The 15,227-nt window shown below is 59.5% G+C and carries 11 protein-coding genes and 1 tRNA gene; 4 read left to right on the top strand and 8 right to left on the bottom strand.

Annotated features, from left to right (window positions below):
- Positions 1-169 precede the first annotated feature (169 nt).
- Positions 170-1,867: a siderophore-interacting protein gene (locus tag Q4D83_RS02645; RefSeq protein WP_303172712.1), complete on the top strand. Its 1,698-nt coding sequence runs from the start codon at positions 170-172 to the stop codon at positions 1,865-1,867.
- A gap of 25 nt (positions 1,868-1,892) precedes the next feature.
- On the opposite strand, the gene Q4D83_RS02650 is transcribed toward Q4D83_RS02645, so the two are convergent.
- Genes Q4D83_RS02650 through Q4D83_RS02660 form a run of 3 tightly spaced genes read right to left on the bottom strand, consistent with a single transcriptional unit; the run spans position 1,893 to position 4,812 of the window.
- A complete protein-coding gene (locus Q4D83_RS02650; protein WP_303172714.1) occupies positions 1,893-2,690 on the bottom strand; it encodes an ABC transporter ATP-binding protein in 798 nt (265 codons plus the stop codon).
- A complete protein-coding gene (locus Q4D83_RS02655) occupies positions 2,681-3,748 on the bottom strand; it encodes an iron chelate uptake ABC transporter family permease subunit (protein WP_303172716.1) in 1,068 nt (355 codons plus the stop codon). Before Q4D83_RS02655 ends, Q4D83_RS02650 begins: the two co-directional genes overlap by 10 nt.
- A complete protein-coding gene (locus Q4D83_RS02660; protein ID WP_303172718.1) occupies positions 3,745-4,812 on the bottom strand; it encodes an iron ABC transporter permease in 1,068 nt (355 codons plus the stop codon). Before Q4D83_RS02660 ends, Q4D83_RS02655 begins: the two co-directional genes overlap by 4 nt.
- Positions 4,813-4,930: 118 nt before the next feature.
- On the opposite strand from Q4D83_RS02660, the gene fepB reads away from it, so the two are divergent.
- Positions 4,931-6,001, top strand: coding sequence for a Fe2+-enterobactin ABC transporter substrate-binding protein (gene fepB, locus Q4D83_RS02665; protein ID WP_303172719.1), 1,071 nt, complete (start codon positions 4,931-4,933; stop codon positions 5,999-6,001).
- Here the strand turns inward: fepB and Q4D83_RS02670 are convergent.
- A complete protein-coding gene (locus tag Q4D83_RS02670; protein WP_303172721.1) occupies positions 5,991-6,512 on the bottom strand; it encodes a single-stranded DNA-binding protein in 522 nt (173 codons plus the stop codon). The genes fepB and Q4D83_RS02670 overlap by 11 nt on opposite strands.
- Positions 6,513-6,989: 477 nt before the next feature.
- Entirely contained in the window at positions 6,990-9,026 is a 2,037-nt protein-coding gene (locus Q4D83_RS02675) for a cytochrome c oxidase assembly protein (protein WP_303172722.1), read from the bottom strand.
- Between the two features lie 106 nt (positions 9,027-9,132).
- Here Q4D83_RS02675 and Q4D83_RS02680 point away from each other — a divergent pair.
- Together Q4D83_RS02680 and Q4D83_RS02685 are read left to right on the top strand one after the other, a co-directional pair.
- Positions 9,133-9,206, top strand: a tRNA-Arg gene (locus tag Q4D83_RS02680).
- Between the two features lie 114 nt (positions 9,207-9,320).
- The gene (locus Q4D83_RS02685; protein WP_303172723.1) at positions 9,321-10,919 is read left to right on the top strand and encodes an alkaline phosphatase; all 1,599 of its coding nucleotides are present in this window, start codon (positions 9,321-9,323) and stop codon (positions 10,917-10,919) included.
- A gap of 12 nt (positions 10,920-10,931) precedes the next feature.
- Here Q4D83_RS02685 and Q4D83_RS02690 read toward each other — a convergent pair whose 3' ends face one another.
- Genes Q4D83_RS02690 through Q4D83_RS02700 form a run of 3 tightly spaced genes read right to left on the bottom strand, consistent with a single transcriptional unit; the run spans position 10,932 to position 15,105 of the window.
- Positions 10,932-11,750, bottom strand: coding sequence for a PRD domain-containing protein (locus Q4D83_RS02690; protein ID WP_303172725.1), 819 nt, complete (start codon positions 11,748-11,750; stop codon positions 10,932-10,934).
- Entirely contained in the window at positions 11,747-13,156 is a 1,410-nt protein-coding gene (locus Q4D83_RS02695; RefSeq protein ID WP_303172726.1) for a glycoside hydrolase family 1 protein, read from the bottom strand. Before Q4D83_RS02695 ends, Q4D83_RS02690 begins: the two co-directional genes overlap by 4 nt.
- A 26-nt stretch (positions 13,157-13,182) precedes the next feature.
- A complete protein-coding gene (locus Q4D83_RS02700; protein WP_303172727.1) occupies positions 13,183-15,105 on the bottom strand; it encodes a beta-glucoside-specific PTS transporter subunit IIABC in 1,923 nt (640 codons plus the stop codon).
- Positions 15,106-15,227 lie beyond the last annotated feature (122 nt).

Genomic DNA, 15,227 nt, shown 5'->3' on the forward strand with positions numbered 1-15,227 from the left:
TGCTGAAAACTTTGGATACCCGAGGATAAAACTCAGAGTCAGTCACGTCAAAGGGTACCGCACCACCCGTTGACTCCCCGAATGCAATTTCCTAGGGTTAGGAAAACCTAACCAACTCTTGCGCGCTTCGAAAGGCCGGATCATGCCGAAACATCAACGGAATATACAGATGCACCCGATTGTAGTCCGCGAGCTCGAAGTGCTTCGCGTGGAAGACATTACCTCCGGCATGCGCCGCATAATCTTTGGCGGGCCGCAGCTGCAGGCCCATGATTTCGGCCCGCACCGCATCGACCGCCTCTATAGTACGGGGTTTGACGACGACGTGCGGCTGATCTTTCCGGACCCCGCCACCGGGGAACGTCCCCGACCGCAGCTCAATGAGCACGGGACCGTGATCTGGAACGCCACCGTGAAAGCCCTGTTCCGCACCTATACCGTACGTTGGTTTGACGAATCCGCTCAGGAACTGGCTATCGATTTCGCCCGTCACGGGGTGGGGCTTGCGGAGCACTGGTCCCACACCGCCCAAGTGGGTGACAAATTGTGGGTGGTCGGTCCAAAGGCGTGCCGAGCCCTGCCCACGCACCGGGATTGGTTGTTGCTGGTCGGCGATGAAACCGCTCTGCCAGCCATCGCGCGCGGCTTGGAGGAATTGCCCGCCGGCTACCCGGTCCATGCCATCATTGAAGTAGCCCGGCGCGAGCACATCTTCGAGCTGCACACAGACGCGGACGCCACCATTACCTGGCTGGTACGCGCCGCGGGTGAGGAATTCCAAAAGGCCCTAGAAACCCTCGATTTTCCACCGCAGCCGGGGTACGCATGGGTGGCAGGCGAGGCAGGCAAACTGCGCGCCGCCCGAAAAACACTGCGGGCCCGCGGTTTTGCCAAGGAGGATTCCGAATTCACGGGCTATTGGCGTGACAATCCCGTAACCGTAGAGGAAGATGGTTCCATTACCGGCGGCGGCTTCTCACTCATGGAACAAGCGCACGAACTCACGGAATTTGCCCCAGCGTTTTTGATTCGAGCAGCCGTGAAACTCGGCGTATTCGCCGCCATCGATGACGGGATTATCCACGCCCCAAAACTCGCCGAACACCTCCAGCTCGACGCCGAGCGGCTCGCCCGTCTACTGCGATTCCTTGCCGGAGAATCTCTGGTGGCTTTAGAGGACCGCCATGTGCGGCTCACGCCATTAGGTCGGGAATTCGCCGATGAGGAAAGCTTTATGGTGCGGCTAATAGTTCATGAGGTGGACCGGCGGGGCTTAAGCTTAGCGCATGCGGAACGAGTCATGCGCACCGGTGTGCCCGTGGCCAAATACGCAGCCACCGACCAAGCATTCGAGGAATTCCACAGCATTACCGCACCTTGGAGCGCCGAGCCAATGGCCAGTGCACTGGGCCAGCTCCCCAACGATGCCCGAATCCTAATTCGAGGCTACGCAGCGGCAGTGTATGCGGATGAGGTGCGCGCCAAACACAGCGACAAGGCCCCAACCCTGGACATTTGGACGGAGGCACCCCATGAGGCGCCGCGCGCCGAGGGCGCGAATCTCGGCATCCTTATCGACCCCGGTGCGACATGCGCCCCAGCCGCCTTAAGCACACAGCTGGCGGAATTTGCCAAGCGGGTAGGCGGCGGTCCCGTGTATGTGGTTACCGCCCTTGCAGAACCCGGCAATATCAACGATCATCTTTTCGAAGAAGACATGGTGCGCATGTGCTCCTCCGACGGGCATATCCCCACCCTGACCGGCATTACGGAAGCTGCCCAGCTTGCCCGATTACGCATCACCGGCAAGCAACCAATCGGCCTTGGTGACACACTGCTCCGGCTAGACCCCTCGGTCGGCGGCTAGGCTCCCAGCTGCTCGACGGGCTGGCTTAGCGGCTGGCGGGCAGATCGGAGGGGACGATAAGCGGGCCGCCGGTAACAGGGTCCGTGATAATAACCGCCCGCAAACCGAACACCTCTTCAAGCAGTTTCGTGGTGATCACCTGCGCCGGGGTGCCGCTGCTCACAAGCGCCCCCTCGCGCATCACGATCAAGTGATCCGAGTATCGGGCGGCCAAGTTCAGGTCATGCAATACCAGCACGATCGTGCGTTCTAATTCCCGATTGAGCCGGGCCACTAGGTTCAGGATCTCGGTGGCCGCCGCCAAATCCAGATAGGTTGTGGGCTCATCCAGAAATAGAACGTCAGTTTGCTGCGCTAAAACCATGGAAATCCACACCCGTTGCCGCTGCCCACCGGATAACGAATCCACCCTTAACCCGGCCAAATCGGCAACCCCGGCCATATCCAATGCGGCGGCGACTTCGCGTTCATCCTGGGCAGACCATTGTTGCAACCAGTTTTGATGCGGGTGCCTGCCGCGAGACACCAAGTCGGCCACCGTTACCCCAGGTGGGGCGAGGGGTGCTTGCGGCAAAAGGCTGATGCGGCGGGCGAGATCGCGGCGTCGAAAAGCATACATATCGGCGCCGTCGAGGGTAAGCGTGCCGGAACGCAGCGGCAGCAGTCGAGCAAGTGTTCGCAATAACGTGGACTTGCCGCACCCGTTAGGGCCGATGATTGTGGTGATGCGGCGGGCGGGTATTGCCACGTCAATGGAGTCTAGAATCAGGCGCTCCTGATATCCAGCGCTCACGGACGAACCAAAAATCTTTACTATTTCCATGTTGAGGCCAGCATTCGGTTTTGACGAACTAACAAGTACACAAGGAATATGCCGCCCGTGGCGGAGGTGACAACGCCGACCGGCAATTCCTGGGGCAGGAGCTGCACCACAATGTCCGCTGCCAGCAATAATGCCGCGCCTACCAGCGCCGACGTAAACAGGGGCGGAGTGGAGCTCCGCAACAGGCGCAGAGCGATCTGCGGGCCGACAAACGCGATAAATTGGATCGGCCCCGCCACGGAAACGGATATCGCCGCCAGCACAATCGCCACACCAAACATGGACCATTGTGCACGACCCTTCCCCTGGCCGAGGGCTTGGGCCAGCGCGGGTCCGAGCGAATGCGCAAGGATCAGAAAACCCAGCCACCCCAGTAATAACACCGACACCATAAGCACCAGTGCGGCGGAACCAAGTCGATCCCAATTCGAACTGTTTAGCGAACCATGCAGCCAAAACGTGGCCTGCCCGGCGTCCGAAATATCGGCGCGGCTGATCAGAAAATACAGGCACGCCTGGAACAGCGCCGATAAAATAATGCCAAACAGCACCAGCCGCAGCGGGTCGGCGGTACGACGCCACGCCAATAACCACATGACCACGCCGGCAAATAACCCGCCGAGCAGCGCCGCAAGCGGCAACCCCAAGCCCGCCAGCCATGCGAACACATTATCGGACTTGCCCAAGACAATTGTGGCGACAGCGAATGCGGAGGCACCGGAAGTGATGCCAAGAATATCCGGGCTAGCGAGTGCATTTCGTGCAACCGATTGTGTGAGCGCACCGGCGATGCCAAGGGCCATACCCACCACCAGTGCCGTTACCACGCGCGGCATGCGCCACTTCCACACCACAAGGCGCTCCATCGGCGCATCGGTGCCCGCGAACACAATGGCGAATACCCGCGGGACGGATAGCGGATAATCCCCGATGGCTATGCCGACGGCCATAAGCAGCGCGATTAGGACCAAGAGCGCGCCAATAACCACCGCAACCCACGGCCGCCACACACGCGAGATCGGTCCGAGCCGCAGCGGAGGCAGTTCCCGAACCGTCATAATTGCACCACTCTATTGCGCCACAGCAGGAACAGGAATACCGGCGCCCCAACGAACGCCAGTACGATACCTACTTCTATCTCCCCCGGCTTTGCAACGACGCGCCCCACCATATCCGCAACCAGCAATAGCGCCGCGCCGATCACCGCCGCATATGGCAGCACCCACCGATAATCCGCCCCACAAATCGAACGTGCGATCTGCGGGGCAAGGAGCCCAAGGAAGCTAATCGGCCCAGCTGCCGCGGTGGCCACGGCGGCGAGGAACGCGATCAGCGCAATACCTGCCACACGCGCCTTAGCTGCATCTACCCCAAGCGATTCCGCCACGTCATCGCCGAGATTAAGGAGGTTGAGCTGCGGTGCCATGAGAAAGGCGATGGTGATCCCAATTATTACGGCCGGGATCAGGATGTATAGGGTTTCCAGGCTTCCTTTGTTTACTGCCCCGATAGTCCAGAAGCGCATACGTTCGAGCGCGCCGGAGTCGCTGAGAATCAGTGAAGTAGTAAATGCGCTCAGCACCGCCGAAAGCGCCGCGCCACTTAGCACCAGAGTCATAGGGTTGAGCTGCCCCGCACCCACATTCGCCAACACGAACACCAGTACAGTTGCGCCGATGGCACCGAGAACCGCAGCTAGGGAAGTGAACGCCATGCTGGCGATGCCGGTGACGCTAGTAAAAGCCACCACGCCCAGCGTCGCACCTGCGGATACGCCGACGATGCCGGGGTCTGCGAGCGGATTGCGCGTATGCCCCTGGATCACCGCCCCCGCGACCCCAATGGCGGCACCAACAACTACGGCAATCAGAGTGCGGGGGATTCTTTGTTCGGAAATAACTCGGAGATCGGCGGTTATGGAAAGGGGGTCATACACCGCCGCAAGAATATTTGAAAGATTCCCAATAATTTGAGCAGCACTTATTTCTCGGGCACCAATAAACAGACTTATTACGCTGCCCGCAACCACCACCAACACTAATAAGAAAAGCCATATGCTGCGAGTTTTCCAATGCGTCGGCGGCGTTGAATGCGTAACGATGTTCGTTTCTAACCTTGGCACGAATTCCCTACATTCCGGTGTTTAGATTCAGCAAAAACTATTGACAGCAAGCATACGTTAATTTAGGCTAAGCAACCCTAAGCACATTGTATGGCGCACTCAGGAGAGGGCTTCCACCATGAAGCAGCGTTCCCACATTCGAACTAGAATTCTTACAGCAGGTGTTTTGATAAGCCTCGGGCTGACCGCCGCCGCGTGCTCCCCGGCCGAAAACTCCACCGAAAACACACAATCCACCGCCGCCAGCACCTCTGAAAGCCAGAGTCAGGGTCAGTGGCCGCGCACGGTCGATTCGCTGGTAGTGCAGGACGGCAAGGCCACCAAGGACACCGAAAAAGTAGAGATTCCCGCCCAGCCGAAACGCATCGTTTCCACCACCGTCACCGTCACCGGCAGCTTATTGGCTATCGACGCCCCAGTGGTCGCCACCGGCGGTGCGCAACCCGGCCCTGCGGCCTCCGACAAAGGATTCTTCCGCCAGTGGGAACAGGTTGCCGAGGAACGCAATGTGGAAAGCCTCTATCACCTAGATCCAAACCTAGAAAAGATCGTGGCACAGCAGCCAGACTTAATTGTGGTCTCCGCAGCGGGAGCCGACTCCGCCACGAAGCTCCACGACCAGCTCAAAGATGTTGCTCCGGTTGTGGTAGTGGATTACTCCGACAAGAGTTGGGAAGCCCTGATTACCGAACTGGGCACGATCACCGGTTTGGAACACAATGCGGAAAGCACGCTGGAATCCTTTAATAAGCGCCTAACTGAGGTCAAGGGCGCGATCACGATCCCGGACCAACCAACGAACATTGGTTTGGCACTTGCCGAGGGCGAAGGCATGAACCTATGGACCAAACAGTCCGCGCAAGGCGAACTGCTTGCCGAGCTCGGCTTCGAGGTAGCCGAGCCCGCCGCGGATATCGTGGACACCTCGGGAGCATTCGGCAAACGCACCGACGTCAAACACGTCACACCGGAAAACCTCGACAAGGCACTTACCGGCAAAACCTTCCTAGTATCCAACGTCGACGGAACCGAAGATCCGGTAGCCCGAATCAAGGCAAACCCGCAACTCGCCGACGCCGAAGTTGTGAAAAACGACCACGTCTATGCCATTGACCCCGAGATTTTCCGCGTGGACTACTACAGCGCCCTAGGATTCCTGGATCAGATAGAAAAACTATTTAAGAAGTAACCTCCTCCCGGGCTTCCTGCCCCTCATCTTCCGGCTGCGGCACGGGTTCAATACCGGTATTGGACGTAAGGTCTTCGTCGTACGCACCCGGTACCTGCGGGTCGAACGCCTTCGGGACGCTCACCCGCTTATCCCCCACCGGTTGCAACGGCGCAGTAGCCAACGAATTCACCGTGTACCTGCTCAAATCCACGCCAATATGCGTGGATTTCAGCACGATTCGAGATTGCCGATTACCATCCTTATCCTCCCATTCGCTGCTGACCATCGTGCCCGTTGCGATCACCGCCATACCGCCCCGCAAACTCGATTTCACATTGCGCGCCAGTTGACCCCAACACTCCACACCGATATAGAGATTGTCATAGCTTTCCCAAACCCCGGTGCCTTGATTAAGCCTGCGTTTGCTGGATGCTAGGCGAAACCTAGCGATTTCCCCGGTCTCACTGATCTTTTTCAACAGTGGATCCGAAACCAAATGACCGGTAACAGTGACAGTTTGCTGCGCCATGGCGAGCTCCTTTACGTTACAGTGCGTTTACTATCTCCCCACCCAGCCTGCCGCCCCACCCCACCCTTGGAAAGTGTTTTGGCATGCACCGACCGTCAATCTGTGGATAACTTTGCGTTATCCACAGGCCAAGCGCGCACGAACCCCAAAAACCTTTCCAACCGATGCTTTCCCGCCTACTGATCGCTTGTGGGAACCACCCAAAGGTCCCATGATTATGGCCGAGGACGGGGGTGCAATCACTCGCGAACAGTTTGAGAACTTTCGAACCATCCGCGCGGTCGGATCTGCCTCAGGCACATGTAACATGGCCGTTTTACGCTCCTGCGAAAATACCGTTCCACGCACCCCGGCATGTCAAATCTGCCTGACCAGGATTTACGTGAATCTCCGACCACAGCACAAAAGCTGTGTAATGTTGCAGCTCAACCACCCAGGTCCTCGACGGGTTGCACACGCCGCCCGCCCCGCTCCGTCTCAGTTAAAGCGTTCGCCGCCTGCGTTCATTTGCGCCAGCATGGCGTTATATGCCTCCATTTCCTCATCCCCCGTTGCGTCCGCGTGCGCGTCATAGGTGCGCATTTGCCTGCGGTCGTCTCGGTACCAGGCGATCAGCAGGGCGCCAAACACAATCACAAGGGGGAATTGGCCGGAGGCCCAGGCGATACCGCCGCCGACGTTTTGGTCGTGGAGGAGGTTCATTTCCCACGGCAAGCCGAGCGTGGAATAAAACTCTTCGGCGAGGATGGTTTGCATCTGCATAAGGGTCACCCCGAACCACATATGGAACGGCAGCGATCCGGAAAGCCACGCCAGCCTGCCCATGGGGCCACCCCGTCCGGGCAGCGGGTCAATGCCGATGAGTTCCCAGTAGTACATCACGCCGGACCAAATGAAGATCACGTTCATGCCCAAGTGCCCAGCGTGTTCGGACACAGCAACATCGTAGAGCGGGGTGAGGTACAAGATATAGAAGATCACCAGGAATTGGATGGTGTTGACCGCCGGGTTGGTCAGGAACCGCACCACCGGATTATCAATAGCCACCTCGAGCCATTCGCGCGGGCCGGGCCGGCCGGGTTCCCCCGGTTGCAACGCGGCAAGCCACAAGGTCAGCGGCCCGCCCAGCACCCAGAACACGGGCACCCCCATGGAGAGAATCATGTGCCCCACCATGTGCATGGAAAACGTGGCTGGCATGTTCATGCCGATCCCGGAACACATGGTGACCAGCAGCATAAGGCACCCGGTGAGGAACCAGGCGGTGCGGCCCCACGACCATGCTTCACCCCGGGAGCGCAGCCGCCACACACCCCACAGGTATGCCACGGCCAGCACAATCGCCAACGTGCCGAACACGATGTCGAAGCGCCACATGGTCCACACGTTCCAAATCGTCGGCTCCACAAATAGCTTGTAGCCCAACTGAATATCCATGGTGTTCAAGTCGGGTTCGCGTGGCGGCGGGGGCGGGGTGCGCCCCAGCGATACGGCTACACCGCACATAGCCGCCATGAGCAGCACTTCCACCGTGGCCACCTGGCGGAACAGCCCCGGCTGGGCATCAAGCTTGGGAATCGCCCACGCCCGATGCGCCCAACCAAATCCGGCGAGCACAATCACTCCGACGAATTTGGCGGTAATGAGCCAGCCGTAGTCGGTGGTCAGCCAATCGGAAAATTCGATGCGGATCGCAGCGTTAATAAGCCCGGAAATGGCCATCACCGCCACCGCAACCAGCGCTACGGTGGAGTACCTCGACACCGCTAGCCGCATCTCAACGCCGCGGCGCCGGCCGTGGGCGATGAGCGCCATCAACCCACCCACCCACAGCACGGTGAACAGTAAATGCCACAGGTAGGAGTTGGTGCCGTAATCGTGGTCGCCGCCCGTGGCGGAGTGCCCTTCCAACCCCAGCGGCACAATCATCAGAATCGACCCCAACAACAGCACCGGCTGCATAATCCACGTGCGGGAAAACACGCCAACCACCCCGGTTGCTGCGGCGAGGATGCCCACCCACAGCCACGCCAGCGAAGTGGACACCTGACCCACCGCTATCGACCAATTCGCCGGCTTCATCGCCTCCACCAGCGGTTCCCCGGACACGTCCGAAAGGTACATGGGCACCATAAGGAACGCGACCGCCGAGAGGCACAGTGCGGACCATGCGCCCGTCCGCGCCGCAATCGCCCCGTCGACGCTTAACTCCGCCGTCCGCAAATCATCCGTGCGTGGCGATACCAAAAACCCCGACAGCAGAAACGACCCCGCCGCCAACGCCGCTAGCACCCAGCCCCCGGCGCGCAATAGTGGCAGGCCCAGCGTCGTCGCCGGGCCCGGGTCCGGGATACCCAGCGCCGCCAACGAAGCCCCCAAAAAGCGCCACGAAATCCACGCGCCGACCGCACCCGCGGTAAGAAAAAACAACACGTACAACGCCCACGACGCCCGCACGCGCCCGCGTATCGACGCCGCGCCCTCAACGGGGGTATCCACTGCAACGTTAGACATGACCCCAAGGGTAGTTTGTATGGTGCAACTCCCCTACTCTGCCTCTAGGTTAGTGACCGCAAACGGGTGTGCGGTAAAGTTCCCTGATGAAGGTAAATACCTTCAAGCCTCCTTAGCTCAGTGGATTAGAGCATCCGGTTTCTACCCGGCTGGTCGCGGGTTCGAATCCTGCAGGGGGCGCTTTTTCATTGGCGTGGGTTTGGTGCGTGAAAACCCGCCGCCAGCTGGAGCGCAGCCGGAACCCAGGCAGCAGTATTGCTTGCGGCTGCCCAAAACCGCACGAATAATGGCGTAATGAGCTCCATGACTAGGCGAACATTCATTCAGTCAACGCTTGCGGCCGGAGCAGCGACCTGCGTGGCCGGTGGAATCGGCACCGCCATGGCTACGGGCGAGCTTGCGCATGCCGTGTTTCAACACGGGGTAGCCTCAGGTGATCCGTTGCCAACAAGCGTTGTGTTGTGGACCCGCGTCACGCCCACCGCGGAGGCGACTCCGGGTTCAGGGTTGGGGGACGTGGTCGATGTGCGCTGGGAGGTGGCGCTTGACCAAAACTTTTCGACGATCCACGCGCACGGGGAAACCACAACCAGCGCTGATTCCGACCACACCGTACACATCGACCCCTATGGGTTAGAACCAGCAACCGTGTACTTCTATCGGTTCCATGCCTTAGGGCAAACATCGCCCGTCGGACGGACTGCGACTGCTCCGGAGTTCACGGCGGAGGTTGAGGTGTTGCGATGCGCAATCGCCTCGTGCGCAAATTGGGAGTCTGGGTTCTTCGCTGCTTATCGCGATATCGCCGAACGAGGTGCGCGCGGTGAACTCGATGTGGTGGTGCATCTGGGCGATTACATTTACGAATATGGTGTTGGTGAAATGGCGGGCAAGCTTGGGGTGCTTCGCCCGAATCAACCGGCGTGGGAAACTGTCACACTGGCCGATTATCGGCTGCGGTACGGGACGTACCGGACGGATGCGCATTTGCAAGCGGCGCATGCGGCTGTTCCCTGGGTGGTGACGTGGGACGATCACGAAATTGCCAACAATGCCTACGCGCACGGCGCGGCGAACCATGATGATTCGGAGGGCGATTGGCAAGCACGCCGCAACGCTGCGATGCAGGCGTATTTTGAATGGCAACCGTTGCGGGCAACGAACCCCTCGGAGGGTGGTCACCTGTACCGGCACCTGCAATTCGGCTCACTCGCGGAACTGCTCATGCTTGACTTGCGCTCGTATCGTGCGGCACCGGGTGCCTTGCAGCTCATTCGTGGCGGTCAGACCCCCGATGTGGTGGGAAGCGAACAATTCGCGTGGCTGCAACAACAGGTCGAAACATCCTCCACGTCCTGGCGGCTCGTTGGAAACTCCGTCATGTTGGCAAAAATGGACATCATCGCGCTGCCATACGAGGTGCAAAACGCGATAAAAGAAATGATCGGGGCACCGGTCAACACACCGGTGCTCAACGACCAGTGGGATGGCTACGTCAATGACCGCGACCGCCTGCTGGAAATATTGGGGACGCGATCGGGGCACACGGTGTTTTTCACCGGGGATATCCATTCCGAGTGGGGAAACGAAATCATGCACAACGATCGGGTGGTGGCGGGAGAGCTCGTGTGCACCTCAATAAGCGCACCAAACGTAGATGACATGCTAAACCTGCCTGACCACAATCCCGTCTCCCAAGAGGCGGCGCGGCAACTGCGCCGCGCCAACCCGCACGCCCGGCATGTCGAACTCGACGCCCACGGCTACTCCATCGCCACCATCACCGCCGACGCGGTGGAGATGAAATGGTTGCGCGTGGCCGACAAAGCGCAGCCGGATTCGGAAGTATTCGAAGCGCACACGTTACGCTACGACGGAACCCAGCTACACTAGCGGCCGCGGCGGTCAGCCCGCGAGCCTTGCGACGTGCAAGGCGAGGTACGCGATCTCGTCGTCGGTGAGGGGTTCGCCCAAGCGCAAGGCCAACACCGCGGCAAGCTTTGCCGCGCACGCCACCGCCTCGGGGTGCTCCGCATTGAGGCTTTGGCTCAGCACCGCCATGCCCTCCCGAAGTTGCGTTCCCTGGCGGGCCCGGACGAACAGGTACCGCATGTGGGTGACAAACCGCGCAGCCGTCACCGATTCGCGGGGAACCACGATCCCATAACTTTGCTCAATAATCTCAAAGAGTTGGGAGAAGACGCCCGTCATGAGGTACGTGTCCGAAAGGTCACCTTCGCGCAGGCCCGCGTTGACCAGGTGCAACGCGATCGCAACGGACTCAACCTGAGGCAACGTCAGACAAAGTTGGGTGCACACCGCGCTCAAGATGCGCTGTGCGTCCGCATACTCCTCCGGGTACAGGTGCTTGACCTCGGTGGCGAGGGGATGATGCTCCTCCAGCACCTTGGTGGCGCGCAGGGCAGCCTGATGGAGGTGATCGGCAAGGGCCACCACCGTGGCGGTGCCAGGGGCACGCCCCACGGCACGGATCGCATCATCGGCGGCGGCGATATAGTCCGGTGGGATGGCGGCCAGCTGCTCCCCTAAATGATCGCTGGAACGATGGCCCTCCGGGAGGAACACCCGCTGCACTTTCGCCTGGTCAACTGGCCGTCCGGGCTTGGTTTGAAAGCCCACGCCCCACCCGGTGAGGATGACTTCCCCACCGGACTCATCGACCGCGAGCACAACGTTATTGTTCAACACCCGAAGGATATTCACCGGCGCTTCAACGCCTCTCCGTGCGAAGCGATGATGTCGCGATACCAATAAAACGAATCCTTACGGTGACGCTGAAGCGTGCCCTCGCCGGAATCATCACGATCCACATAGATAAACCCGTAGCGTTTAGACATTTGCGCCGTCGACGCCGACACCAAGTCAATACAACCCCACGAGGTGTAGCCCATGATCTCCACCCCATCGTTCAACGCCTCCTCCACCTGGAGGAGGTGATCATTCATGTAGGCGATGCGGTAATCGTCGTGCACGGTGGGGCCCGCCGGGGCGTCGACAAGCGTGTCGCGGGCGCCCAAACCGTTTTCCACAATAAACAGCGGTTTCTGCCAGCGGTCCCAATACTGGTTCAGCACAATACGCAAGCCCGTCGGGTCAATCTGCCAACCCCACTCGGAAGCGGGCAACGTAGGGTTCGGAATACCGCCCATGAGGTTGCCCTCGCCACGCGTTTGCCGCGCGGGATCCGCAGACTCACACGCCGACATGTAGTAGGAAAACGAAACGAAATCGACGGTATGGGCGAGGTCTGCGCGGTCAGCATCCGTAATATCCAACTCCACCCCATGCTCCCGGAAATGCCGCAGCAGGAAACTCGGGTAAGTGCCCCGGCACTGAATATCACCAAACGCGATATCCAACTGCGATTCACGCATCGCCTTGAGCACATCCTCCGGCTGCGGGGTCAGCGGATACCGCGGAATCCCAATGATCATGCAACCAACCAAGTTTTCACTATCCACCTCGTGCGCCAAACGCGTCACCCGGGCAGACGCAACCAACTCATGGTGGATCGCCTGATACAACTCCGCCTCGCTCAACTCCTCCCGCGGTGCCTCAATGGCGCCGGACAAAAACGGCTGGTGCAAGATCGAATTGATCTCATTAAAGGTGAGCCAATAACGCACGCGGCCCCGATAGCGGTGGAACACCGTCTCCGCAAAACGTTCGAAAAACCCAATGAGTTTACGGTTGCGCCAGCCGCCATACTCCCGCGCCAGTGCCAGCGGCGTTTCATAGTGGCTCAGCGTAACCAAGGGTTCAATGCCGTACTTTTCCAGCTCATCCAACACGCGATCGTAGAACGCCAAACCCTCCTCATTCGGCTCCTCCTCATCCCCACGCGGGAAAATCCGCGACCAGGCGATGGAAAAGCGGAACACCGTAAACCCCATCTCCGCAAACAACGCGATATCCTCCGCGTAGCGATGATAAAAATCAATCGCCTCCAACTTCAGATTCTCCGGGGTGGGCCCAACCGTCGGCGGCGTAAGAACACCGCGCGGCATCACATCCTGGATGGACAGCCCTTTGCCGCCCACATTGTATGCGCCTTCAATCTGGTTCGCGGCCGTGGCGCCGCCCCACAAGAACCCCTTAGGGAAAGCCATAATACTGCTCCTTCGAATCAAACAAATCAACGAGTAATCAGGATGCCGGCTTCCCCACGCAACGCGGGCGCGCCGGAATGCTCAGGGACACGAACAGCCGCAAACTTCGCGGCATTCGTGACCACGAGAATAGTTGTGGTGTCATACCCCGCTGCGGAAATCGCAGCAAGATCCGCAGTACACAACGGCTGCCCCTGGGAAACCTGGTCACCCTTGCGCACATGCCGAGTAAAGTGCTCCCCGCGCAACTTCACCGTGTCAATACCAATATGCACCAACACCTCCACGCCATCAGCCGTACGGATACCGAACGCATGGCCCGAATCCTGCGCCGACACCACCTTGCCACTCACCGGGGCGAAAAACTCACCCTCGCTCGGAACCACGGCAGTGCCCACCCCCATCGCACCACCCGCAAACACCGGATCCGGCACCTCAGACAACGCAACCACCTTGCCAGCCACCGGCAATAACACCGGGATCGTTCCGGACGGCTGATCGACGGCCGAGGCCACAGAGGCAGGTTCGGCGGGTTCGACAGGTTCGACGGGGGCCTCGAGCAGCGCGGCCTCTTTACGCTCCACGTTTGGCAGCAGCACAAACGTACCTACGAACGCAAGCACGATAGCCAAACCGCAAGCGAAAATTTGTGTATACACCGAGCCGACTGTCAACGCCGCGGAAAACGCCAGCAACGAAGGGAACACAAACGCGTCTTGGGCGTTGCCACCCACACCCACAATCACGCCGCCAATTGCGCCCGCCACACAACCAACAATAAATGGCACCTTGAGCGGCAAATTCACACCATAAATAATCGGCTCCGTCACACCAGCGAAAAACCCGGAAAACGCGGCGGGAGCAGCCAACTTCCGACGCTTCGCATCACGCGACCGCACCGCCACCGCCAACACCGCCGCACACTGCGCCAACACCGACGGCATCAACGGCGCCGCGATCATCGAATAACCGACCGTGGCGTAATCATTCAACATCACCGGCACCAAACCCCAGTGCAAGCCGAAAATCACCAGCACCTGCCACAAGCCGCCCAACACGCCACCAGCCAACCAGGGGGCAAACCCGTACACGGCAAGCAAACCACCCGAAATGGCGTTCGCAAGCAGCATCGTTGCAGGGCCAATAGTCAACAACACGAGCGGCACCATGATCACCACGCACAACACCGGCACCAAAAAATTCCGCAACGCGCTTGGCAACACCCGCTCCAACCAGCGCTGCACATACGACAACGCCCACACACTCACAATCGCCGGAATAACCGAAGAGGCATACGACATCGGAGTCAACGGCAACCCAAAGAAATGCAACGGCTCACCACTATCCAGCAACGCAACCAAACCAGGATGCAGGAACGGCGCCACCACCGCCATGGCCACAAACTCATTCGCGCGGAACTTCCGGGCTGCCGTCACCGCCAAAAAGATCGGCAAAAACGTAAACAAACCATCCACCGCCGCGTTGAACACCACATACTCAGTGCTTTCCTGCGCAAGCCAACCGAATTGCGACGCCATACTCAAGCAAGCCTTACCCAGCGCGATACCCGCTAACGGCCACAACACCGGCGTAAAAATCGCGGAAATAATATCCACGAACCCATCCAACGGGTTCTTCTTTTCCTTCGAAGCCGACTCCGCAGCGGAAGATTCCTTACCTCCCTTGCCCTGCATGCCCGGCAACGCGACCACCGCCTCATAGGCGAATGGAACATCATTGCCCACAACCACCTGATGTTGCCCGCCAGCAGTCACCACCGTAAGCACACCCGGCGCCGACTGCGCAGCCTTCACATCTGCACGCGCCGAATCCGCCAACACAAACCGCAACCGAGTCGCGCAATGCACCACCGAACAAATATTCTCCGCTCCCCCAAACGCGGCAACCACCTCCCGCGCCAAATCCTCAAAATCAGCCTTAACAGCCATCGCCCAACCCTCTCCTAGAAAACTGCCCTGAAACGCAAAAAGACCTAAGCCGAACGGAAAAACCGAACTGCTTAGGTCTTGCCCCGCTGGTGCGGGTTACAATCCTCAAAACCCATCGAAAC

The organism is Corynebacterium sp. (genome assembly GCF_030532715.1).
In the GTDB taxonomy this organism is placed as follows: Bacteria; Actinomycetota; Actinomycetes; order Mycobacteriales; family Mycobacteriaceae; genus Corynebacterium.